The sequence below is a fragment of the Pedobacter frigoris genome (assembly GCF_032678645.1).
GTDB classification, from domain to species: Bacteria; Bacteroidota; Bacteroidia; order Sphingobacteriales; family Sphingobacteriaceae; genus Pedobacter; species Pedobacter frigoris_A.
Genome location: NZ_JAVTSP010000002.1, coordinates 37759 through 62230, shown reverse-complemented (window position 1 = coordinate 62230; position 24472 = coordinate 37759). Strand labels below are relative to the sequence as shown.

Below are 24472 nucleotides of genomic sequence, written 5' to 3'. Positions count from 1 at the left end.
AAAGCCGATGATAAGGCGCAAAGATAAGAAAGGTTTCGGAAGTAGTCTAGTATTGGACTGATACGGGACTAGAGACTGATGGCAGAAGCAGGCCCTCTTGTGATCCGTTGTAGTTAGCTACGGGTTTCAAGCGGATTTGCTACGGGTTTGGAGCGGGTTTGGTACGGCTAAAACCCGCTCCAAACCCGTTTAGCATCCGCACAGAATTTGCACAATAGTAGCTTTAGATTAGAATGGAGTATACACGCAATGTGATGTCAACAGGCGGCAGAATAATAAGGGCGACCGACAAGTCTTAAAATTTTACTATTTTGCACCAAATGCAGTTTAAGAATATCATCGGACAAGATAGTATAAAGCAGCAGCTGGTACAAACCGTTGCGGAGAACAGGATCAGTCATGCCCAGTTGTTTTTGTCGTGCGATGGCAGCGGTGCGCTCCCTCTTGCAATCGCTTATGCTCAATACATCAACTGTCTTGATAAACAGAATGATGACAGCTGCGGTGAATGTTCTTCCTGCCGTAAATACGAAAGATACATCCATCCCGACCTGCATTTTTCTTATCCATTTTTTGCTTCCAAGGATGTAAAGACTGCGGTCGACGTGCTGGAAGAATGGAGAAGTATGTTGCTTGAAGATCCGTATTTTGACATGGATATCTGGCGTTCTAAGTTGAGCGCAGAGAATAAACAGGCAAACATCAACATCGCCGAATGTCATGATATCATCAAAAAATTAAGTTATAAAGCCTTCGAAGGAGAGACCAAAGTACTGATCATGTGGTTGCCGGAATACCTGGATAAGGAAGGCAATTCTTTATTGAAAATCATAGAAGAACCGCCTGCAAATACACTTTTTATCCTTGTAGCCAACAACCAGGAGCAGATACTATCTACTTTATTGTCGCGGACCCAGATTGTTAAAATCCCCAAGCTTTCACATGCAACGGTGGAAAGTTACCTGATGGATGAGTTTGGCCTGTCGGAAAATCAGGCTACAGAATATAGCTTTTTGGCCGATGGCAACCTGATAGAAGCAAAACAGCTGACCGCAAACACGCAAAATGAAAATGCAGATAAGTTTGCAGAATGGTTAAGGATGGGCTATGGCAACAGGGTACTGGACCTGACGGTCTTTGTAGAGCAAATCTCCGGATGGGGAAGAGAAAACCAGAAGAACTTCCTGAAATATGGAATCAGCTTCCTTCGTGAATGCAGTTTGCTGCTCAGCGGAGCTGAAGAACTGGTGAAATTGCCGGGTGCGGCTTTGGATACGGCAAAGAAATTATCGAAGCATGTACTGGATTTAAACATGGCTGATGCCATCATTTCAGAATTGGAAAAGGCTCATTATCACATCGAAAGAAATGCGAACCCTAAAATTCTGTTTTTAGATGTATCTTTACAGCTAGTAAAAATAATTAAGTTTAAAACGCTCCCTTCGGGGACTCAATATATATACAATTAATTATGGGATGTGGAAGTTGTTCTACAGGAGGCGGTTGCGCCCCCGCAGGATGCAAAAGTAATGGCTCATGCCTTACTGGTGGCTGCGGAAAAATGGAAGTTTACGATTGGTTATCTAATTTAGATACACCATCTAATTATACACCTTTTCAGGTAATTGAAGTTAAATTCAAAGGAGCAAGAAAGGAATTTTTCCTGAACAGCGACAATATTTATCTGGAAATAGGTGAATTGATCGCCGTAGAGGGGCCTACCGGAGGATACGACATCGGCCATGTTTCTCTAACAGGGGAACTGGTTAGGATACAAATGAAACGCCGTAAAACTACGGCAGATCAGGTGACCAGAAAGGTATACCGTAAAGCTACTGAAGCTGATGTAGAAAAGTGGAAAATTGCTAAAGGCTTAGAATGGGAAACCATGCATAAGGCCCGTACATTGGCACTGGACCTGCGTTTGTCTATGAAAATCAGCGATGTGGATTATCAGGGTGATAAAACAAAGGCAACGTTTTTTTATACTGCAGAAGGCAGGGTTGATTTTCGTGAACTGATCAAAAAGATGGCAGAAACTTTCCGCATCAGGATTGAAATGCGCCAGATCGGGATGCGTCAGGAAGCAGGTAGGTTAGGCGGGATTGGCTCATGCGGTCGTGAATTGTGCTGCTCTACATGGCTTACCAATTTTAAAACGGTTTCTACGGCTGCTGCAAGGTATCAGAATCTTTCGCTGAATACGCTGAAACTAGCGGGTCAGTGCGGCAAACTGAAGTGCTGCTTAAATTATGAGTTGGACACTTACCTGGATGCCCTGAAAGATATTCCTGACCGTATAGAAAGTCTGCAGACAGAAATAGGGGTGGCACGTCATCAAAAGACAGACATCTTTAAAAAAGTGATGTGGTTTGCTTATCCGAATACAGAGGACTGGATCCCGTTGAAAGTTGACCGTGTAAAAGAGATCATGGCCATGAACAAACGTGGTCAGAAACCTGTCAACTTAAAGGAAGAGGCATTAGAACTTACTCCTGTAGCCGTTGTAGAAAAGACGCCTGATTATGAAAATGTGGTTGGCCAGGACAGTTTAACCAGGCTGGATGATAAGCCAAGGAATAAAAACAATAGAAATAACAACAGGAATAAGGGTAACGAAAACCGGAATAATCCAAATAAAGGAGATAAACAAGGTAAGCCCCAGCAGTCTGCCAAACCCGGACAACCGGCAAAGCAGGGACCGCCTCAAAAGCAGGGGCCACAAGGGCCAAAACCTCCTCAGCAGGCAAAACAACAGGGACCGCAAAACAAACAGGCCAGACCTGATGCCGTTAAAAAAGAAAATGGAGGAGTTCCGGCTGTTGCTGCAGAGGGAGCCGCTAATCCAACAGGACAACCTGCTGCAAGTAAAAATAAAAACAGGAATAACCGAAGAAAAAAGCCAAAGGATAAGCCTAAAAATGACGAGATATAACTTTTTATTGTTTTTTTCTGCTGTCCTGACGTTTGTCATCAGTGGTTGTGATGCCAATAATTATGTTGACACTAACATGAGCCTTTCGGCAAGAAACTGGAGTTATGAGAATAAGGTGAAGGCTATTGTTGATGTCAAAGACAGCAGCAAACCCCTGAATATTTATTTTAAACTTCGTCATACAGCAGATTACAGGTATTCGAATATTTTTATCCTGCTTCATATAAAAGGTGGTGCATCTGCTAAACAAACCAAGCGGTATGAATACCGGCTGGCGCAACCTGACGGGCAGTGGAACGGCTCCGGTTCGGGTAATCTGTTTACCTATACACTTCCCTTGCTGACCAACTATAAGTTTGCCGCCCCGGGAAAATATGAGCTGGAAATAGAGCAAAACATGAGGGATAATCCTTTAAAAGAAATCAGTGACGTCGGTATAAAGGTATCAGAGCAAGGGAAGTAACTGTTCAAGTGCCATTCCTCTGGAGCCTTTTAAAAGAACCAGATTGTCTTTGATCGCATTTGCTTTCAGAAAATCTGCCGCTTCTGCAGGTGTACTAAAAAAGTTTGCGTTTAGCTTGTCTTTTAGCGTGTAAAACTCTTTTCCAATCAGGATAAGGGTGTCTACATTCAACTGCGTGGCTTCGTCGGCAATGATTTTATGCTGTTCGGCAGACTCATTGCCAAGCTCAAACATATCGCCAATAATCACTGTTTTCTTTGGTGCATTCAGCAATGAAATGTTTTTGAGTGCGGCAGACATGCTGCTGGGATTGGCATTATAAAAGTCACATATCACGGTGTTGTTGTCTGTTTTGGTGATCTGCGAGCGGTTGTTTTTCGGTTGATAACCTGATAGACCTTTGTTGATCTGCTCCGGGCTTACATCAAAAAATGACCCTATAGCTATGGCAGCCATTATATTCTCAAAATTATAGGAGCCGGTTAGGTTGGTTGTAGTTTGGTATTCTGAACCGTCTTTGTTCCATGAAATTTCAAGAAACGGGTCGGTTTTAGCTAATTTTCCTGATATCGAATCGCTTTCCGCTGTTCCATAATAAACGACCTTGTCAAGGTCAGCAGCAACGCTCATCTCCAATAAATAAGGGCTGTTCCTGTAAATGAAGGCATATCCTTGATGCTGTTTGAGATAAGCATACAGCTCCGCTTTTCCTTTTTTAACCCCTTCAAATCCACCAAAGCCATCCAGGTGGGCCATACCGACATTGGTGATGAGTCCGTGAGTAGGCTGGGCCATACTGCATAGGAATTCAATTTCTTTCTGGTGGTTGGCGCCCATTTCTATTACTGCTATTTCAGTCTCTTCAGTTAGAGAAAGTAATGAAAGCGGAACTCCGATGTGATTATTCAGGTTTCCTTTAGTTGAGAAGGCTTTATATTTTTCAGAAAGAACCGCGTTGATGAGCTCTTTTGTCGTGGTTTTGCCGTTGCTTCCTGTGAGGCCGATTACCGGGATGTTCAATTTTGAGCGGTGATAGGCAGCCAGCTCCTGCAGCGTACTCAATACATCAGGCACCAGGATACATCGGTTGCTGGTTTTGTAGGCCAGGTTATCAATGATGGCATAGGCTGCTCCGCTGGTCAGTGCTTTTTCAGCAAAAGTATTGGCATCGAAATTATCCCCCTTAAGGGCAAAGAACAGACAATTGTCTGTAATGTTCCTCGTATCTGTACAAATAATACGGTGTTTTAAGTAGTGCTGATACAGAGAATCGATAGCCGTCATATTAAAAATGAATAAATGATAGGGTAAAATTACGTTATGAAAGAGAAACAAAAAATAATCTTTAGTATTTTGTAGACTTAAACTCCCATTTATGAGCCGCTTTTTGCTTTCTTTTCTGTTTTACATGCTGATGCTGAATGTTGCGGGTGCGCAATTGAAATCTCCTGATGAGTTTTTGGGTTATGAGTTGGGGGCAAAGTTTACCGCACATGATGATGTCGTGGCCTATTTTAAGTACTTGGGGAAAAATAATGGTGTTCGCATACAGAGTTATGGCAGGACATATGAACAGCGGGAGTTGCTGGTTGCCGTGGTCTCTTCGAAGGAAAACATGGACAACCTGGAGGAGATCAGGAAGAATAACCTGGGCTTGAGCAAAGGACAGGCATCTGTATTGAAAAATCAGCCGGCCATTGTATGGCTTAGTTATAATGTACATGGTAATGAAGCCAGTTGTACAGAAACAGCGATGAAAATGCTGTTTACACTGGTTGAAAGAAAGACAAAGAATGTTCAGGATTGGTTGAAGAATACGGTAGTGATCATTGATCCCTGTTTAAATCCGGATGGACGAGAACGTTATGTGAATTTTTTCAATGAAGTCAGCGGCCATAAGCCCAACCCTAATCCTATGGCAAGAGAACATCAGGAGCCCTGGCCAAGTGGCAGGTACAACCATTATTATTTCGACCTGAACCGCGACTGGGCATGGCAGAGCCAGGTGGAGACAAAACAGAGGTTGAGCCTTTATCAGCAATGGATGCCCGAGGTTCATGTAGATTTTCATGAACAAAATTATAATGAACCCTATTACTTTGCCCCGGCAGCAGAACCCATTCATGAGGACATCACAAAATGGCAGCGTGAATTTCAGGTTATTGTAGGCAGGAGTAACGCTAAATATTTTGATGCACAAGGCTGGCAATATTTTACCAAAGAAAGATTTGATCTGCTGTACCCTTCATATGGTGATACCTATCCGTTGTACAATGGGGCTATCGGCATGACCTATGAGCAGGGAGGGATTGGTGCCGGACTCGCAGTGGCGACGATAGATGGAGACACGCTTACGCTGAAGGACCGCATTGACCATCATTATGGAAGCGGGATCACCACTTTGGAAACCATTTCTCAATACGCGGGTAAGCTGGTTGAAGAATTCAGGCTATATTTTCAACGCTCAATAGCAGATCCTCCCGGCGCTTATAAATCATATGTAGTGAAGGCACAGAATATAAGCCGCATTGATAAGCTGGCCAGGCTCTTAAAGGACAATGGGATCGAGTTTTCTTTTGGAGGAGATAAAGTACTGAGGGGTTTTAATTATGAAAACAAGAAAATGGAAGCTTTTAAGCTGGAGAGGAACGACCTGGTTGTCAATCTGCAACAGCCGAAAGCAGTACTGGCAAATGTTTTGTTTGAGCCATCGACCACAGTCAATGATTCGAATACCTATGATATCACTGCCTGGGCACTGCCATATGCATATGGATTAAAAGCATATGGTGTGAAAGAAGTTGTTAATGGCAGTTATGCTGGCCCTGTAAAAGAGACTTTTAAGCCCTTGACAGTAGATAAACCTTATGCCTGGATCTTTCCGTGGAACTCTTTATCAGATGTTCAGGTGCTCATTTCTTTGCAAAAAGCGGGGATAAGGGTTAGGACAGCGGAAGAAGAATTCAAGTCGGATGGAGTGATATTTTCTCCGGGCTCATTACTGGTCTATAGAAATGAGAACGAAAAGGCAGTAAAGAACCTGTCGGCAAAAATAGCGGGGATTCAAAAGAACCTGCAATGCGCCGTGTATACGGCTTCAAGTGGTTATGTGGAAAGTGGAAAAGACTTTGGGTCTGCGGTTTATCCCGTTTTAACCATACCGAAAGTTGCTGTTGTGGCAGGAGCAGGCATTTCCTCTCAAAGTGTGGGAGAGATCTGGCATTTTTTTGAGCAGGAACTGCATTATCCTGTTACGATGATTGGGGAGCAAAGCATCCCAACCCTGGATATCAATAAAATAAATGTGTTGATTTTACCTGACGGAAGCTATGCTGATAATATCAACGAAAAGTTAGCCAGTTGGGTGAACATTGGGGGCAAAATAATCCTTTTTGAAGACGCAATCTCCTCAGTTGTGGAAAAAAAACCTTTTAGCGTCAAAGTTAGAGACTCATTGAAAAATGAACTAAAGGTTAATAATTTTCGCCGGTATGGCGATCGCCGGCAGGAAGATCTTTCAACCACCATCCCCGGGGCTATTTTTAAGGTAGATCTCGATGTCAGTCATCCCCTTGCTGCGGGTTTGGGGAAATATTATTACGCACTTAAAACCGATGATAAAATATACGATCCTTTACCGAAGGAATGGAATATAGGCGTTTTGAAATCAAATAGTTATATGGCTGGCATTGCTGGTAAATCAGTGTTGAAAAAGCTGGACAACGGCATGCTTTTCGGGGTGCAATCGGTGGGCAAAGGGACAGCAGTTTACCTTGGCAGTAATATTCTTTTCAGATCTTTTTGGGAAAATGGAAAACAAATGTTTGCGAACGTTGTTTTCTTAATAAATTAACTGCTTTGAAGGCCTTACGTTGACAGCTACTTAATTAATATCGAAATCCAAATGTTTTTTTGGTTAATATTTGTGCTAAGAAGTGTTAAAATATGTTAAATATTTTGTGTTGATCATTGATTTCGAGTCTTTTCGGATGAAAAGGTGGTGACGTTTGGTTTTTACGGAATAATATTCTGTAAAATCAAGATTTTATTACATATTGAACTGTTTTATTTTGTCATTTAATTGTCATTTAAAGTCGACAATCCAAAAAGACTTATGCAAGCATATCAAATTCGTTATATTTGATCATTATTAACTAACCTAAATTTTATTTTTTATGAAAAAACTTGTACAAAGTTTGTTCATTTTGCTGTTTATGGCGGGCACCGCTATGGCACAAGATCGAACAGTTACGGGAACAGTTACGGGCAAGGATGACGGACTTCCTCTTCCAGGCGTAAGTGTTTTAGTTCAGGGTACTAAAAATGGCACCCAAACAGGTGCAGATGGAAAATTCGTATTATCTGTTCCATCAGGTTCACAATTGACTTTTTCTTATTTGGGATATGTTGCTCAAACGGTGACTGTAGGGTCTTCTAATGTGATCAATATTTCTTTGGATCCGGATAGCAAATCTCTTTCAGAGGTTGTTGTTACCGCTTTAGGTATTTCCAGAGAGAAGAAAACGTTGGGTTATTCTACTCAGACCGTTAAAGCAGATGACATCGTGAATTCAAGAGAAGTGAATATTGTAAATGCCCTTGCTGGTAAAGTAGCGGGTGCACAGATCAATAACTCTGGCGGTCAGGCAGGATCTTCTTCTAGGATTGTTTTGAGAGGAACAACTTCACTAACAAATGAAAATCAGCCATTGTTCGTTATTGATGGTATTCCTATGGACAACTCTGTGAACAGAGCGATTTCCGCCAATACGGAAGACGTGTTGTTTAATGGAGCAGGAGGTAACAGGGCTGTAGATATTGATCCAAATACTATTGCTACGGTGAATATCCTTAAGGGAGCTGCTGGATCAGCGCTTTATGGTTCAAGAGGTGCGAATGGTGTAATTATCATTACTACTAAAAGAGGCCAGAAAGATGCTACGCGCAAAATTCCAAGAGTTTCATTCTCTTCAAGCTTAGCTTTGGATGATGCATTTACCAAGGGATATCAAAGTTCTTACTTACAGGGATCTCTTGGCTTATACAAAAATGGTTTGCCTCCGGGACAAGGCGGTTACTCTGAAGCTGCAGGTGGAGCTCCTCAGTCTTCTGCCAGCTGGGGCCCGCACAAAGACAGTGTAAGTCAGGCTGTAATCAACGCGATTGGTATGCCTAAAGTTCTTGATCCAAGAGAATCTTTTTACAGAACAGGTAAAGTATGGAATAACTCTGTTTCTTTAAGTGGTGGTACTGAAAACTCTTCATATATACTTACCTATTCCAATCTGAATCAGGAAGGTGTAGTACCAACAAATACATATAAAAGAAATAGCGTAACTGCTAATTTTACCGGTCAGCTGACTAAGGATTTTAGCTCAAGTACGTCTATAAACTATACAAATTCTGCCAACAACAGAATGCCAGAGGGTAATACCAAACGTTCTTATCTATACTCATTGAACTTTGCTCCAATCAGTTTTGATAGTAAAGAACAGTATGCGTTAGCCGGAAACAGGTCATGGACGAATGCTGCAGGCTTTAATAACCCTTACTGGTTATTAGATAATATTGCTATGCCGAGTAAGGTTGACAGGTTTATTGTTTCCAACGAGTCCACGCTAACCCTTCTACCATGGTTAAAACTGACCAATCGTGTTGGTTTAGATACCTATACAGACAACCAGAAAGAGCAGGTGAATATCGGTACGATTAGTATACCGAAAGGAAGGATGTTTGATGCTTTGATCAACCGTCGTCAGATCAACAATGATTTATTGTTGAATGCTGATAGAAAGCTGAACGAAGACATGAACATTTCCGGATTTGTCGGGTTCAACGTTAACCAAAGAACATTTGCAAGAAGAACTGTTAGGGGATTGGATCTTAGTATCCCTGGATTCTATGACATCACCAGTGCCCAGACAACAGAAGCCTTGCAGAATGATGAAAAGAGAAGAAGTTTAGGTGTATATGCATCGGTATCTTTTGATTATAAAAACTATTTATTCATTAATGCAACGGCTAGAAATGACTGGTCTTCTACATTGCCGGTTGGTGAGAATTCTTTCTTCTATCCTTCAGTGTCAGGAAGTTTTGTGTTTTCAGAATTGCTTCCTAAAAGTGATTACTTCTCTTACGGTAAGTTGAGGTTAGGTGTGGCACTTGCAGGTAATGATGCTGAACCGTACTATACACAACAAACATACAGTTTGGCTAATCCCAGCGATGGTACAAGGGGAAATATTGCATTTCCTTATAATGGAACAAATGGTTTCTTAACCAGTAATTCATTAGCAAGTAATGTTATCAAACCAGAAATTGTGACAGAGCAAGAAGTCGGTTTGGAATTGAAATTTTTCAAAAATAGATTAAGTATTGACGGATCGTTCTACAATAAGGTTAGCCGTAAACAGATTATTCAACAAGAGATTGCGTCTTCTTCCGGCTATGTTCAAAGAACGATAAATGCAGGTGAAATCTCTAATAAAGGTATCGAGCTGATTGTATCTGCAACACCGATTAAAACTCAGGATTTTGCATGGGACGTGTCTTTCAATTTCGCTAAAAACAAGTATAAGTTGAAATCTTTGGCTGAGGGTGTGGATAACATTTTCCTAGCCGGATTTGAAAACCCGCAAATCAGAGCAGATAAAGATTTTGGGTATGGTGTAATCTGGGGAACAAGATTTGCAAGAAATGATGCAGGTCAATTGTTAATTGATGACGACGGATTCCCTACAATCGCTGATGATTTAGGTCCGATTGGAAATGTAACTCCGGATTGGACAGGTGGCCTTAGAAGTACTTTTACTTATAAAGGTCTTTCATTATCAGGATTGCTTGATATCAGACATGGTGGAGACATCCTGAACTTTGACTTGTACTATTCAACATTCTATGGTACTGCAAAAGTTACTGAACAAAGGAATACAACAAAATTATGGGAAGGTGTGAGAGTTTCAGATGGTGCTCCTAATACTACTAAAGTGCTTCAGGATCAGGATTACTTCCAGACCTGGTATACTACTTCTTACGAAACTTTAGTTGAGGATGGTGGTTTTGCAAAACTAAGAGAAGTAACACTTAGCTACGCACTTCCTCAGTCTCTTATCGCTAAAACTCCTTTTGAGGCCGTTAGTTTCTCTGTAACCGGACGTAACTTATGGATCAAATCTAACTTCAGTTTTGGTGATCCGGAAGGAAGTTTGTTAGGAAACGGTAACGCACAAGGATTTTATCATGCGGTAACTCCGGGTACTAAAGGTGTAACTTTTGGACTTAATGTTAAATTTTAAAGAACAGAATCATGAAAAGAATATATATCGCAGTTCCAGTTTTATTCCTGTTTCTTGCAACATCGTTCGGCTGTAAGAAATTTCTGGATGTAAACCAGGATCCCAATTTGCCGACTAAAGTAACGGAGAACTTAATGACTTCAGGAATTCTGGGTACATTTAGTTTTGAGATCGCAGGAGGTTATCCTGTTCGCGTGTCGAGTTTATGGACAAAATATACGGCTTATGCAACTGCCGGACCTCACGAAGGAAATTATTACCTGACTGAAAATGACGTGGATAATTTCTGGCGCTATTCATCTTACACAGATGTAATGAGTACTGCTACAGAATTGATCAAAAAAGCAGAAACCAATGGTAATCCTTCTTATGCAGCTATCGCTAAGATCGTATTGGCCTGGAACATGTCGTACGTAACAGACGCGTTTGGTTCAGCACCTTTTTCGGATGCTTTTAAAGGATTCGATGGGGTTGTAAAACCAAAATATGATAGTCAGGAAGATATTTACAAACAAATCCAGACGCTTTTGGATCAGGCAATCGTTGATGGTGCTAAGGGAACTGGATTACAACCAGGAACAGATGATTTCATCTATGGTGGTGTAATGACCAAATGGGTTCACTTAGCCCGTACATTGAAAGCTAGATTCCACATGAGGTTATCAAATGCTCCGGGATATAGTGCAACTACTCAGGCTGATTTGACGCTTGCTGCATTAAACGCAGGTGCAATTACTGCTGCTGAAGCTCCGACAATGACTTACTATGCATCAGCAAACTCTGACAACCCATGGTATCAGTATGCGATTGATGGTAAATGGAGTTTAACAACTAAACCGTCTATTTTCTATCTGAACCTGCTTCAGTCTACCAATGACCCTCGTCTGCCTTTCCAGGTAGATAAAGTTGCTACGGGAGCTAACGCAGGTACTTATGTAGGTGTAACGAATGATGCTCCTCCTACAGCCATCGCCAATTATTCGCCGATTGCATCGTTCTACAGTGCTCAGAATGCTAAATTAAACCTTTTGGTTTATGCTGAAGTTCCTTTCCTGAGAGCAGAAGCAGAATTCTTAAAAGCAAACAAAACTGTAAATGCAGCGGTAATTGCTGCTTATACAGACGGTTTGAAGGCATCAATGAAGTTCTATGGTATCGAAGTTGATAATGTTGGAACCATTACTCCAGAGACGGCGGCATATTTAACTGCCAATGCTTTAACTTTGGCTACACCTTCAGCTACTGCGTATAATCGCATCATGACTCAAAAATATATCGCTAATTATCTGCAGTTTGAGTCGTATAATGATTATAGAAGAACAGGATATCCTGTGCTGCCAATAAACGACGAAGTTTATCCGGGAGGAACATTAGATATCTCTCCTTACTTGCCGTTTGTTCCATTGAGACTTCCATATCCTTCATCAGAAAGATCTTACAATGCATCTAATATTCCTTCAGATATTCCTGTGAATGCTGTTGGTGCAATGTCTGTTCCAGTATGGTGGGATAAATAAGATTATCTTATAAACAACAAAAAGGCCCGGAATGTAAATTCCGGGCCTTTTTGTTGGAAATTATTACAGATTATTTAAGGCAGGGCTATTATAGTATGAAAAGGTCAGCTCACCTTTTATTGAGGTCAGACGAACAAATACCGTGTCTTCGATATTCTTTTTTAATTTCCTATCATAGGCAGGTTTCCAATCAGGTGATCTTAACATAATTGCCTCTAATTTTTCTTCCTCATCACGAGACAATTTTTTATACCCTAGTTCAGTAGAGGAGCTTGAAATTGCCGCTGAGGTGACCTTGCCTTCTGTATTTATTTTGCAAATAACAGTAGTTTTCCATACGCCATCGATTAGGAGATTGATCACACTTTTTTCAACTAGAGCGGAAAATTGCTTAGGTGGTTCTGAACATGTATAATACGATGAAAAATAGCGGCCAATCACTTCATCATTTTTATAGGATTCTATGGTAATTGTGTCTCCCCGCTTATTATATGAATACCATTTTCCTTCTTTTGATCCGTTTATATATTGACCTTTGATGCTTACTGCAGGAGTATCTAAAAAGTAGTACTCGATCTTGCCATTTCGTTTATCATTAGAATAATGCGATACTACAGCTAGCCTTCCATCATATCCAAATTCGCTCCAGCGCCCCGTTTTAAGGTTGTTGTCGAAATAAACCAATTCCCGAATGGTATTAACAGGAGGTTTTTCTGGATTTATGTATTTTTGTATGCTGAAGTAAGCAAACCGGCCATGGCGAACCTGAGCCGCAGCGTCTTTGTAAGTTCCAATCATTACCAGTGAATCGTTTAAGTCAAATTGCTGAACATTCCATAGTGAATCAGGTTGTATTTTTTGCAGAATGTAAAAGACGGCATGAACAGAATCTGTCCGATTACCCAGCTTGTCCAAAAAGCTTTTGAAGGTCTGTGCATGACTGCTGATGCTAAGTATATTTATAATCAGCAGAAAAGAGAGCTTTTTCATTATTTATTATGTAGGGTTATTTAAATTGAAATTTTAAGGTTTTACCAACTAACATCGTTCTGTTGTCATTGATATGGCCCACCGGGAAATTAAAGCATACAGGATAATCATATTCTTTTACGGTTTCCCAGATGATCTCTTCAGGAGATTGTCCGAAAGGAATTTTCTCATCAGGCAGTTCATTGAATGCTCCGACTATTAAGCCTTTCAGTTTTGCCAGTTTTCCAGAGCGCTTGAGCATGCGCATCATGCGGTCTATTGATGCGGGGCGTTCACCTACATCTTCTATGAAAAGGATTTTGTCTGTATAATCAATGTCTGAGTTGGAACCGACCATCATCACCAGTAAAGTCAGATTGCCTCCTGCCAGAATTCCTTCCATTTTGCCCTGACGATTTTTGGGGTGGGTTTGGTAATCATACTTGATTTCTTCCCCAAATAAGGCAGCTTTTAGCGATGCCAATGATTCGGGTGTTGCCTCGTCAAATGTATAAGGCATCTGTGCGTGTATGGATTGAATGCCAAAGTTGGTATAAATGTGAGATAAGAGCACTGTGATGTCACTAAAGCCAACAATCCATTTGGGATTCTTTTTAAATGTGGAGAAATCAAGGTTGTCAATAATTCTGATCATGCCATAACCACCACGACCTGCAATGATGGCTTTAATTTCAGGGTCATCAAGATATTGTTGAAGGTCATCGGTTCTTAAAGCATCGTCACCAGCAAACTGGTTATATTCTGCGGTTACTGTTTTGCCCAGGACAACTTCAAGTCCCCATTCTTTAAAGACAGAAATTGCTTTGTCTATATTCTTTGGCAGTCTGCTGGCTGGGCAGACGATTGCAATTTTATCTCCTTTTTTTAAATATGGCGGCTGTTTAATCATCGGTAAAACACTTATCTTTGACAAAATAATAAAAATAGTTTTGGATAACAGTAAAATAAAAAGATATACCGTAACGGCTGCATTGCCGTATACAAATGGACCTGTGCATATTGGACATTTGGCTGGAGTTTACCTTCCTGCTGATACTTATGTGAGGTATTTGCGCTCTAACAAAAGAGATGTGAAGTTTATTTGCGGATCTGATGAGAATGGGGTGCCGATTACCCTGAAAGCTAAAAAAGAAGGTGTAACCCCACAAGTGGTAGTAGATAAATACCATAAAATCATTGGTGATTCTTTTAAGGAATTTGGTGTTTCTTTTGACATTTATCATAGAACGTCTTCATTAACTCATCATCAAACTGCTTCTGATTTCTTTGAAAATCTTTATAAAAAGGGTGTTTTTACGGAAGAGGTAACTGAGCAATATTACGATGAGAAGGCACAAACCTTTTTGGCAGACAGGTATATTACTGGAACGTGTCCAAAATGTGGTAATGAGAACGCTTATGGAGATCAGTGTGAAAGCTGCGGAAGTACATTAAATGCGACTGATCTGATCAATCCTAAGTCTACCCTGTCTGGCGAGCCTCCGGTGAGGAAAGAAACAAAGAACTGGTTTTTGCCCCTGGATCAATATGAGGAACGTTTAAGAACTTACATTGAACAACATAAGGAATGGAAACCCAATGTCTACGGGCAGTGTCAGAGCTGGTTAAACGCAGGTTTGCAGCCAAGGGCAATGACACGCGATCTGGACTGGGGAGTTAAGGTGCCGGTTAAAGGTGCGGATGGAAAAGTGTTATACGTATGGTTTGATGCGCCAATTGGTTATATCTCGGCAACTAAAGAGCTTTTTGAATATGCCCGATTAGATGTTTGGAATCCAAAAGCTGAGGAATATTACATCAATCAGGGTGAAGTTGAGAAGGGAAACTGGGAAGAATACTGGAAAGATGAGGATACGAAACTGGTTCATTTTATAGGAAAAGATAATATTGTTTTCCATTGCATTATTTTCCCTGCGATGTTGATGGCTCATGGCGATTATATTCTTGCAGATAATGTGCCGGCAAATGAGTTTTTAAACCTGGAAGGGCAGAAAATCTCCACTTCAAAAAACTGGGCCGTATGGCTTAATGAGTACCTGGTTGAATTTAGAGACAAGCAGGATGTGCTGCGTTATGTCTTGACAGCAACAGCTCCCGAGACTAAGGACAATGACTTTACCTGGAAAGATTTTCAGGCAAGGAACAACAATGAACTGGTAGCGGTACTGGGTAATTTTATCAATCGTGTTGTCGTGCTTACGCATAAATATTTTGGTGGAAAGGTACCGATGTGCATGAATGTTACAGCTGAAGACCAGCAGGTAATCGATGATCTTGCAGCGTTTCCGGCAAAGGTTAGCGCCTCTATAGAGAACTACCGTTTTAGAGAAGCGCTTGCAGAGGTGATGAATGTTGCCCGTCTGGGTAATAAATACCTGGCTGATACCGAGCCCTGGAAAGTGATTAAAACAGATGAAGACCGTGTTCGTACCATCTTAAATATTAGTTTACAAATAGCTGCAACGATAGAGATCTTGATAGAGCCTTTCCTTCCTTTTACAGCAGATAAGCTGATGAAGATGCTCAACTACGGAGGTTATTTATGGGAAGATGCTGGAAAAATGAACCTGCTGCATAGAGGGCATCAGTTGAATGAGCCGGTGTTGCTTTTCGAAAAGATAGAAGATGAGGCTGTTCAGGCACAGATAGATAAACTAAACCAAAGTAAAGCGGATAACATTTCTGCTACTGCTGCTGCTGCTCCCGCAAAGGATAACATACAGTTTGAACAATTTGGTGCTATTGATATTCGCGTAGCGACAATCGTAGCTGCTGAAAAGGTAGAGAAAACTAAGAAATTGCTTAAGCTGACTCTAGATACGGGTATTGATCAGAGAACTGTTGTATCTGGTATCGCAGAATATTATAAGCCCGAGGCTATTATTGGTCAGCAGGTGAGTTTGATTGTTAACCTTGCGCCAAGGGAAATCAAAGGTATTTTGTCGCAGGGAATGATTCTGATGTCTGAGGATGCAGATGGTAAGCTGGCTTTTGTAGCCCCGGTACAAAGTCATCAGAATGGCAGTGTGATCAAATAGATATTTGGTATGAGAGGGGAATAATTACTGGAAAGTATTATATTTGCGACCGTCTTATATGGTAAGACCCTGGTTTCGTAGTTCAACGGATAGAATAGAAGTTTCCTAAACTTTAGATATGGGTTCGATTCCCGTCGAGACCACAGAATCTCCCCCACATGGGAACAACGAGGGGAAAGTTATTCGAAACATTTTAAATCGGATAAAATGATTTTAAGAGAAAGCCTTTAGATGAAGATCTGGAGGCTTCTTTATTTAGTGGTGGATTGAACTAAAGTTTTTGAATGTGCATTTTAAAATCTGGACATATAGTGATTTTGCACATTAAAACTGAACACATATGTGTAACGTGTTCAATATTTATAAAAAAATGAACACGTCTGGGTGATATGTCCATATTTATGCTTTAATTTGTATACATGTCCAGTTTGGAATGATAGCATGAACACGTGTATGGCATACGATAGAACTAAGCCCTTTAACGATCTTCCTTTGCTTCCTCCGTCTAACGAAGTTGAAGATATAGAAATTCTAAAAAAGCTCGTAACAACATCTCGGGCACTTGCTGCGGCGAATAGCACAATAAAAAGATTGCCAAATCCTTATATGCTGATAAATACGATAGCTTTGCAAGAGGCGAAAGCATCAACGGCGATAGAGAATATCTTTACGACTGAAGATGAACTGTATAAGGCGGTATCTGATTCAGTGAAAGAAAGTGCTGCTAATGTTGGTACGAAAGAGGTGCTAAGATATCGAGAGGCACTATGGCAAGGATACGATTTGCTTCGTGATAAAGCGACGATAGACTTGGAGTGTATTACTGGAATCTTCAGAAAAATTAAAAATTCTACAGACGGTTTACGTGCTCCTCAATCATTAACAGTAATCAATCGCGGACAAAGCGAATTTCGTGCAGGTGAGATAATTTATACTCCGCCAAGAGGTGCCGGAGTTCTTGAACAATTAATGGAAAACCTATTAGAGTATTTAAATGATGATCAAAAACATTCTTCTGACCCCCTGATTAAAATGTGTATAGCTCACTATCAATTTGAGGCTATACATCCTTTTCGTGACGGAAATGGAAGAACTGGACGTATATTAAATCTGTTGTATCTAGTGCATAAGGGGTTATTGGATCAACCAGTTTTATACTTGTCGAAATACATCATTGCAAATAAGGACGAATATTACTACAATTTGAGTATTGTAACTCAAAGAGGATCTTGGAAACCTTGGGTACTTTACATGTTAGAGGCTATAGAGAAGACGTCGCTATTAACAAGCCAATTAATTGTTAGTATTCTAGACCAAATGGACGCTACCCTAGAACACGCGAGGGGGCGAATAAGATGGTACAATAAAGAGGTTAACGAGGCGATCTTCAGTCAGCCTTACGTTAAGCCTAAGTTTATTGGCAACTTGCTTGGGATTACTTCCAGGACTACCCTTACTAAATATTTTGCCGAACTTGTTGATGCAGGTATTCTGCAGCCTGCAAAAGAAGGAAAAGAAGTCTTTTATATCAATGGAGATTTGATTTCCATTTTAGAAGGCTAGTTATCGGTTCATTATCGGTGCTTATCAGTTCATATCGGCTCGCGAAAGAGCTGGAAAGAAATGAAAAAGCCAGCAAATGAATACTGGCTTTTAAATAAAATATTGAGATCGGAAAATCGGCAAGTCATAACAGGAATACTAACTTCAAATGGCGTTGCTAGTGCTTCAATCAACGTGTTTCAATAAGTCCAGTATATTTAGGCTTTCTGAGGTCTCTTATTATATATTTATTAATGCTCTTACATAAAAGAATAAAATCAGTATAAGTTCGAAAGGCCTTTAACGGATTTGTAAACCCATTAATAAGAAAACTTGACTATATTGCGCCCGTCAAATAGCTGGCTCAGTCAATAATTGACATCTTAAATTTCGATCTTATTTATGCGTAAAATTTCCTTATTATTTATTCCGTTGTTATTTGTCTTGTCATGCAAAAAATCAGATACTCTCATTAGTCCTGTTGTTGAAGGACTTGACACATCAGAGGCATTTAAAGATGTTATTTTTTCTGATATTAAAAACACGAATAGTTTCATTATTAATGACCAATCAGACATTAATTATTTGGGTTTTGTGACCGAAAGTAAAAGTTTTGATGATCAGACCTTCAATCCATTTGTTGGGGTAAGTTTGGCCAATACAAAGGTTTTCTTAACCGATTCAAAGGGTTTGGTAATCACAGAAACTGTTTTAAATAATTCTGTTTTAAGTGAATTTAGAAATACGGTTAATGCTTTAGTAAGAAATACGAACAAGTCTTTTTTACCAGAGATTAGCTTTCAGATTTATGCACCGAAAGATATTGTTAATTCAAATGAGACAAATATTACGTTAGTTCTAAATTCAGTTTATTATTACCTTGCTTTAAATCAGATAACAGATGATCATTTTCAATTAAGTCCTAATGTGAAAATTGATGAAATAAAAGCCAAAGGATCTTATTTATCTAGAATCGGCTACGGTCAAAAGCATATTATTGGGATATCAACAGATCAAAATCCTAAAAAAGTTCTTACTTATTTAAAAGCTTACTTAAATGATCTTATATCTAATGGCGGTAAGAAATCTGTGGAATTAAGTAAAGGCCTTAATATCCCTGGAGATAAGTTTAGTGTGGTGGGTGGAGATGTGGATATGGATCTGCTTTTTAAAGAGAATAAGGAGAAAATCAAACTAATTATCAAGAAATCCTTTGACGCCAGATCCATTAACTCATCATTTTCAGGTATTGAGTTTGAATTTAAAAATTTCAATAAACCTGATTAACTGAATATGAGTTGGTGTTTTGCATCCAAGGGTTAACTCCATGCGGATTACCTTTTCATATTCCGCATAGTTGGTGTGCCTGCCTGGGTATTTCGCTAAAATTGGCAGTTTTTAGAGAAATTGACTATTTCCTAACTCAAGTCAAGGAGTTTGTTTAAAACAAAGAGTTGTTTTGTACTTCAACTTTTTAATAAGCAAATTCATGAAGCAAGCAGGAATAACCGTTTTATTTTTACTGTTTTTCTATTCAAATTCCTTTTCCCAAAGTTTCAGTCAAACGATAAGGGGAGTAATAACAGATCAGGACAGCAAGTCTCCAATTGCGGGCGCGACAGTTGCAATAGCAGGGAGTAGCCCTCTAAAAGCGACAATAACAGATAAAGAAGGCAATTTTAGATTTGATCACATGCAGATCGGTAGAGTTACATTACAGATATCTAATGTGGGCTACGAAAAGATAATCCTTCCGAATATTGTTGTCAATTCGGGTAAGGAGACCGTATTAAATATAAACATGCAGGAAGCCGTTGCTCACCTGGAGAGTGTAGTTGTAACGTTCGATAAAAATAAAGGTCAGCCCTTAAATGATATGACCCTGGTAAGTGGTCGGTCGATTTCTCCGGAGCAGACGAATAGATATGCCGGGGGTTTTAATGACCCATCGAGGATCTTGTCTAATTTTGCCGGGGTTACCAGTTCTCAGGACGGGAGCAATGATATTATTGTGCGAGGTAACTCTCCCAAATATATTCAATGGCGGTTAGAGGGTATGCAAATTACAAATCCCAATCATTTTTCTGATCAAAGTGCCGTAGGTGGTTCTATCAGTGCGTTAAATAATAACTTGTTGGCAACTTCAGACTTTTATACCGGGGCCTTTTCAGCAGAATATGGAGATGTATTGTCTGGAGTGTATGATGTTAAATTAAGGCAAGGAAATAACGAAAAATTCGAATCAACATTCGGTCTGGGTGTATTAGGTACGGAGCTTACCTTCGAAGGGCCATTTAAAAAAGGTTATAAAGGTTCCTTTTTAGTGAATTATCGCTACTCTACTGTCTCGTTGATAAACAATCTCGGACTGGTAGAAGGCATAAACGGGGCATTAAATTTTCAAGATGCTGCTTTTAAAGTTGTATTGCCTACTAAACAGGCTGGACTGTTTTCTTTTTTTGGCCTGGCAGGTCTTAGTAATTTTCTGTTTAAAGACGTATCGCCCGCCTTGTGGCAAACACCCGGAAGAAGGTTTGTGCCCAACAAAATAGGTGAAGACTATAATAAAGGCTCGCACCTTGCGAATTTAGGCATGAACCATACCTTCACGATCAATAAAAATAGCCATATAAATACCGGGCTGTCTTTCTCGAGCGAAGGTATTGATGATGATGTTTTCGAGAATTTAAAAGCCGACACATCAGAAAGTAATCAACTAAATTTTAATGGCAGATTGATCAGATCGACATACAGGGGCGAAATCACTTACAACAACAAACTCAATTCGAAGCTTAAACTGCAGGTGGGGGCTAAATATGCGCTGCTCGATTACAATTTTAATCAAAGTATGTTCAAAGATAGCACGAAAGTTAGATCGACATTGGTTGATTTCAATGAAAATATCAGTACAATTAGAAATTTCATCAGTTTCAGGTATAGATTTAATGAAAAGCTGACTACTGTATTTGGTGTGCAAAACATGAATGTTTTGCTGAACAACAAAAGTACAATCGAACCAAGGTTTTCGTTAAATTGGGAACTCAATAAGACTAGTGCGCTAAGTGCAGGCTATGGGAAACACAGCACAATGGAGAGTATTCACCATTATTACACCCAGGTGAAATTGCCGGACGGAAGCAATATAGAGCCTAATAAAGACCTTGATTTATTAAAGGCGCATCATTTCGTGCTGGGATACGAGAACCGTTTTAGTAAGAATATGATGGTTAAGTTGGAAGCGTATTATCAAGATCTGTATGACTTGCCCGTAGCGAATTCTAAAGAGAATATATTCGCTACTATTAATGAGGGACTCGATTTTCAATACCTTGACCTGGTAAACAAAGGAAGCGGTAAAAACTACGGAGTTGAATTGACTGTTGAACGCTTCTTTAGCAAAAATTTCTATTATCTTTTGAATGCTTCGGTATATAATTCGACCTACAAGGCCCTTGATGGAATCGAGCGCAATACGCGATTCAATGGAAACTATCTTGTAAATGTTCTTTTTGGTAAAGATTTCCCAAAACTTGGTAAGGCGCAAAATAAAACAATCAGCTTCAATAGCAGGGCATTTTTTGGAGGAGGAAAAAAAATAATTCCGTTGTTAAGGGGTACAGATGGGAATTTGGCTGTAGACCCTGTAAACAATAGATTTTATGATTATACTAAGGCTTATGAAAATGACATCCAGGATATATACCAAATTACGATGTCCTTTAGTTATAAGATCAACAAACCAAGAGCAACCCACGAAATTTTTCTTAATATAGAAAATCTTACAAATAATAGAGGCCGACTTACAGAATTTTACGATCCGGGAGAACCGGGCTCTGTTGGCTACATGAAACAGGGGGGAGTGTTTCCTAATTTGATGTACAGGGTTTATTTTTAACTAATTTATGGATATGATGAAAGCTGCAATAAGGCATGATTACTGTTCTCCCGATCAATTAGAAATTGCCAGGGTACCTTTGCCAAGGCTGGGTGACGACGAAATCTTAGTGAAGGTAAAGGCCACTACGGTAAACCGAACAGATTGTGGAGTACTTACAGGAAAGCCTTGGGCGATACGGCTTTTTATTGGCTTGTTTAAACCTGTTCGCCCGGTAACTGGAACTGATTTTGCGGGAATAGTTGTAGACAAGGGTAGCAATGTAGACCAATTTGAAATTTGCGATCAGGTCTATGGCTTTTTTGACCAGGGCTTAAGTTCACATGCTGAATATGTAGCGGTGTCGACAAAAAAGGCAATACTTAAAAAACCCGAAAATGTGACCTTCGAACAAGCAGCATCCAGCCTGGAGGGAGCTCACTATGCTTTTTATTTCTTAAAAGATCTTAAGTTGAATGCTGGAGATCGAGTGCTTATCAATGGGGGAACTGGAGCTATTGGCAATGCGGCCGTACAATTTTTAAGGCATTTTAACGTAAGCGTAACCGTAACCTGTGAAACGGAATTTGTAGAGGTATTAAATTCACAAGGTGCAGAAAAGGTAATTGATTATCGGAAAGAAGATTTTACGACAATTAATGAACAATTCGATTATGTTCTTGATGCAGTTGGGAAAAGTAGTTTTGGAAAATGCAAGCCACTGCTGAAGTCAAACGGAATATATATATCGTCTGAACTAGGGGAAAATTGGCAAAATCCTTTCCTTGCATTAATCTCTCCCTTTATGTTGGGGAAAAAAGTGAAGTTTCCGGTGCCCTACTCAGCAAAACGTAGCATGTTGTTTATCAATAAACTTGTTTTGAGCGGAGAATTTGTTCCTTTGATAGATCGAAGATATAGATTTGAGGATATCGCAGAAGCGTATCATTATGTGCAAAGCGGGCAGAAAAAAGGAAATGTTGTAATTACTTTCGACTAAACTTTATTGGAGTTATATCAAAATTATCTTAATTTTAATAGATGAAATTTGGTAGTACAACAGATCTTGACCAGGAGGTATTAGCATTCAGAAAGTCTTTAATTAGCAATGATTACAATACGCAAGAAGAAAAGGATTTTTTTGCAGACAAAATTCTCGTTAAAAAAGTTAAAAAAGGCGAATTTATTTTAAGAGAGGGTCAGTTCCTCAAAGCCTCATACCATTTGTTTAAAGGATGCATCAGGGAATATTATCTGAAAGATGGTGAAGAAAAGACTGTGGAATTTTATACCGCTGGTGATAGCCTTACTGTTGATGTAAATAATGCCCATCGGCTTCCAAGTGCTGTGAGCTGGGAGTGTGTATCTGAATGTATCATTTCAATTTTCACCTTCGAAGTTGAAAAGGAGATGTTTCTAAGGTTCCCCCGATTAGAGTCGATGTGCAGGATGGAAATCGAAAAACAATATTCAAATTACAAAACAGAAGTGAACAACTTCCTTTCTTCCAGCCCTGAGGAGCGGTATGAAAATCTGATAAAAACCAAGCCTGAACTTTTTCAATTTGTCCCGCTTTATCATATTGCAAGTTATTTAGGTGTCAAACCAGAATCTTTAAGCAGGATAAGAGGCCGGTTGCGTTCATCGGCATCACCAAAGGCATAGCCTGGCCAAGTATCATTTGATTGCCAAAATCATTTCTTAACTGAAGTCAAGAAGTTTGGTCTTTTTCTCTTTTATGTTTGTCTATGGATGATATGTATAGCTATTATCAATACAAAAACCAGAGGATAACAATTAAAAGATCTTACTATGAAGAAGTTAACCATCACATTCATTGCAGCGCTTACTATTCTTGGTTCTTGTAAAAAGGATTCTGACAAAAAACCGGATAGTTCATCGCGAACGATTCGTTATGATGTGACAGGAAATTTTACCGCTAATGACCAGTTAGCTGCCTTGCCCTGGAGTAGGTTACTTATAATAAAGAGGTGAACTACCCTATTTCAGATATGGATATTTATTAAGCACCCTTTAGATGAAAATCTGAAGGGTGCTTAATTTTTCAGTGCATCGTTTATAATTAGTCTAAATAATATATATTTGCTGCGGATTTAAAATAGCCTTGGGAGAAAACACCAACATATCAGCAGTTAGCAGTAGTATACGTATCGATAAAAATACCTTCGAGACGATATACAATATGTATTGGGAAAAAGTTTATGCCGTGTGCTACAATAATATCCGCGAAATAGAACCGGCCAGGGAAATGGTTCAGGATATTTTTAAATCTCTTTGGGAACGCCGGCATGAACTGGAACTGGAAAACGTAAATAATTATCTGATCCGTTCAGCAAAGTTCAAGACTTTTGAATATATCCGTAATAAAGTAAGTCAGCAAAAACACATCTGCTCAAAATTTGAAGGCTGCGCTATGTCGTCAAACTGTACTGAAGAGCGTGTTTTATTCAACAATCTAAAGGAAAAAGTAAATATTCTTGTCGACACCTTACCGTGTCAGTGCAAAAGGGTTTACAAAATGAGCCGTGAACAAGGGCTTAGTAACAAAGAAATTGCCTCATCGCTACTCATTTCAGAGCGGGCGGTAGAATACCACATTACCAAGGCACTGAGTGTGCTGCGCTTAAATTTATCTGGCTACTCCAATTAATTTTCATTTAGGCTTACGGAAAATCCACTGTTATGCTACTTATATTTTATATAAGTTTGTAATTGTGTTTGTTCATCGTCATCCTGAATTATTCAGTAGTACTCATTGATTTTTATCTTCATAATTCAGGATGACGAACGGCATAGA

General features: G+C 39.7%; 16 protein-coding genes and 1 tRNA gene. 14 read left to right on the top strand and 3 right to left on the bottom strand.

All coding sequences use genetic code 11. The features are described 5' to 3' along the window. Positions 1-320 precede the first annotated feature (320 nt). From R2Q78_RS06625 to R2Q78_RS06615, 3 genes are read left to right on the top strand one after another with little or no spacing between them, the layout of a single operon-like run. Positions 321-1469, top strand: coding sequence for a hypothetical protein (locus R2Q78_RS06625; RefSeq protein WP_316790098.1), 1149 nt, complete (start codon positions 321-323; stop codon positions 1467-1469). Positions 1470-1471: 2 nt separating this feature from the next. Further along, the gene (gene ricT, locus R2Q78_RS06620; protein WP_316790096.1) at positions 1472-2935 is read left to right on the top strand and encodes a regulatory iron-sulfur-containing complex subunit RicT; all 1464 of its coding nucleotides are present in this window, start codon (positions 1472-1474) and stop codon (positions 2933-2935) included. Continuing rightward, the gene (locus R2Q78_RS06615) at positions 2922-3398 is read left to right on the top strand and encodes a gliding motility lipoprotein GldH (RefSeq protein ID WP_316790094.1); all 477 of its coding nucleotides are present in this window, start codon (positions 2922-2924) and stop codon (positions 3396-3398) included. The genes ricT and R2Q78_RS06615 overlap by 14 nt, the downstream gene beginning before the upstream one ends. Here the strand turns inward: R2Q78_RS06615 and R2Q78_RS06610 are convergent. Further along, on the bottom strand, positions 3381-4682 hold the full coding sequence (locus tag R2Q78_RS06610; protein ID WP_316790091.1) for a UDP-N-acetylmuramoyl-tripeptide--D-alanyl-D-alanine ligase: 1302 nt from the start codon (positions 4680-4682) through the stop codon (positions 3381-3383). The two genes, R2Q78_RS06615 and R2Q78_RS06610, sit on opposite strands and share 18 nt — an antisense overlap. A 91-nt stretch (positions 4683-4773) precedes the next feature. Between R2Q78_RS06610 and R2Q78_RS06605 the strand changes: the two genes are divergently transcribed. From R2Q78_RS06605 to R2Q78_RS06595, 3 genes are all read left to right on the top strand, one after another. Then, positions 4774-7251 (top strand): M14 family metallopeptidase, encoded by a 2478-nt coding sequence (locus R2Q78_RS06605; RefSeq protein WP_316790089.1) that lies wholly within the window; start codon positions 4774-4776, stop codon positions 7249-7251. Positions 7252-7573: 322 nt separating this feature from the next. After that, the gene (locus R2Q78_RS06600; protein ID WP_316790087.1) at positions 7574-10693 is read left to right on the top strand and encodes a SusC/RagA family TonB-linked outer membrane protein; all 3120 of its coding nucleotides are present in this window, start codon (positions 7574-7576) and stop codon (positions 10691-10693) included. Positions 10694-10704: 11 nt separating this feature from the next. Continuing rightward, on the top strand, positions 10705-12210 hold the full coding sequence (locus R2Q78_RS06595) for a SusD/RagB family nutrient-binding outer membrane lipoprotein (RefSeq protein ID WP_316790085.1): 1506 nt from the start codon (positions 10705-10707) through the stop codon (positions 12208-12210). A gap of 63 nt (positions 12211-12273) precedes the next feature. On the opposite strand, the gene R2Q78_RS06590 is transcribed toward R2Q78_RS06595, so the two are convergent. Both R2Q78_RS06590 and R2Q78_RS06585 read right to left on the bottom strand, forming a co-directional pair. After that, positions 12274-13200, bottom strand: a complete 927-nt coding sequence (locus R2Q78_RS06590; RefSeq protein WP_316790083.1) for a hypothetical protein — start codon at positions 13198-13200, stop codon at positions 12274-12276. Positions 13201-13216: 16 nt separating this feature from the next. Then, a complete protein-coding gene (locus R2Q78_RS06585) occupies positions 13217-14089 on the bottom strand; it encodes an LD-carboxypeptidase (protein WP_316790080.1) in 873 nt (290 codons plus the stop codon). Between the two features lie 40 nt (positions 14090-14129). On the opposite strand from R2Q78_RS06585, the gene metG reads away from it, so the two are divergent. The 8 genes from metG to R2Q78_RS06545 all read left to right on the top strand — a co-directional run bounded on the left by metG (position 14130) and on the right by R2Q78_RS06545 (position 24325). Further along, positions 14130-16238, top strand: a complete 2109-nt coding sequence (gene metG, locus R2Q78_RS06580) for a methionine--tRNA ligase (RefSeq protein ID WP_316790078.1) — start codon at positions 14130-14132, stop codon at positions 16236-16238. Between the two features lie 71 nt (positions 16239-16309). Then, positions 16310-16381: transfer RNA gene (locus R2Q78_RS06575), tRNA-Arg, on the top strand. Between the two features lie 298 nt (positions 16382-16679). Then, positions 16680-17801: a Fic family protein gene (locus R2Q78_RS06570; RefSeq protein WP_316790076.1), complete on the top strand. Its 1122-nt coding sequence runs from the start codon at positions 16680-16682 to the stop codon at positions 17799-17801. A gap of 381 nt (positions 17802-18182) precedes the next feature. Next, a complete protein-coding gene (locus tag R2Q78_RS06565; RefSeq protein WP_316790074.1) occupies positions 18183-19067 on the top strand; it encodes a hypothetical protein in 885 nt (294 codons plus the stop codon). A gap of 202 nt (positions 19068-19269) precedes the next feature. Next, a complete protein-coding gene (locus R2Q78_RS06560) occupies positions 19270-21675 on the top strand; it encodes a TonB-dependent receptor (protein ID WP_316790072.1) in 2406 nt (801 codons plus the stop codon). Positions 21676-21688: 13 nt separating this feature from the next. Continuing rightward, entirely contained in the window at positions 21689-22654 is a 966-nt protein-coding gene (locus R2Q78_RS06555) for an NAD(P)-dependent alcohol dehydrogenase (protein ID WP_316790070.1), read from the top strand. A gap of 41 nt (positions 22655-22695) precedes the next feature. Beyond that, positions 22696-23319 (top strand): Crp/Fnr family transcriptional regulator, encoded by a 624-nt coding sequence (locus R2Q78_RS06550; protein WP_316790069.1) that lies wholly within the window; start codon positions 22696-22698, stop codon positions 23317-23319. Between the two features lie 460 nt (positions 23320-23779). Then, positions 23780-24325, top strand: coding sequence for an RNA polymerase sigma-70 factor (locus R2Q78_RS06545; protein WP_316790067.1), 546 nt, complete (start codon positions 23780-23782; stop codon positions 24323-24325). The last annotated feature ends 147 nt before the right edge of the window (positions 24326-24472 follow it).

Coding starts and splice junctions, on each gene's coding strand:
- R2Q78_RS06600 (WP_316790087.1), top strand. CDS start 7,574: ATGAAAAAACTTGTACAAAGTTTGTTCATTTTGCTGTTTATGGCGGGC.
- R2Q78_RS06550 (WP_316790069.1), top strand. CDS start 22,696: ATGAAATTTGGTAGTACAACAGATCTTGACCAGGAGGTATTAGCATTC.
- R2Q78_RS06610 (WP_316790091.1), bottom strand. CDS start 4,682: ATGACGGCTATCGATTCTCTGTATCAGCACTACTTAAAACACCGTATT.
- R2Q78_RS06565 (WP_316790074.1), top strand. CDS start 18,183: ATGCGTAAAATTTCCTTATTATTTATTCCGTTGTTATTTGTCTTGTCA.
- R2Q78_RS06615 (WP_316790094.1), top strand. CDS start 2,922: ATGACGAGATATAACTTTTTATTGTTTTTTTCTGCTGTCCTGACGTTT.
- R2Q78_RS06570 (WP_316790076.1), top strand. CDS start 16,680: ATGAACACGTGTATGGCATACGATAGAACTAAGCCCTTTAACGATCTT.
- R2Q78_RS06605 (WP_316790089.1), top strand. CDS start 4,774: ATGAGCCGCTTTTTGCTTTCTTTTCTGTTTTACATGCTGATGCTGAAT.
- ricT (WP_316790096.1), top strand. CDS start 1,472: ATGGGATGTGGAAGTTGTTCTACAGGAGGCGGTTGCGCCCCCGCAGGA.
- R2Q78_RS06560 (WP_316790072.1), top strand. CDS start 19,270: ATGAAGCAAGCAGGAATAACCGTTTTATTTTTACTGTTTTTCTATTCA.
- R2Q78_RS06590 (WP_316790083.1), bottom strand. CDS start 13,200: ATGAAAAAGCTCTCTTTTCTGCTGATTATAAATATACTTAGCATCAGC.
- R2Q78_RS06555 (WP_316790070.1), top strand. CDS start 21,689: ATGATGAAAGCTGCAATAAGGCATGATTACTGTTCTCCCGATCAATTA.
- R2Q78_RS06585 (WP_316790080.1), bottom strand. CDS start 14,089: ATGATTAAACAGCCGCCATATTTAAAAAAAGGAGATAAAATTGCAATC.
- R2Q78_RS06625 (WP_316790098.1), top strand. CDS start 321: ATGCAGTTTAAGAATATCATCGGACAAGATAGTATAAAGCAGCAGCTG.
- R2Q78_RS06595 (WP_316790085.1), top strand. CDS start 10,705: ATGAAAAGAATATATATCGCAGTTCCAGTTTTATTCCTGTTTCTTGCA.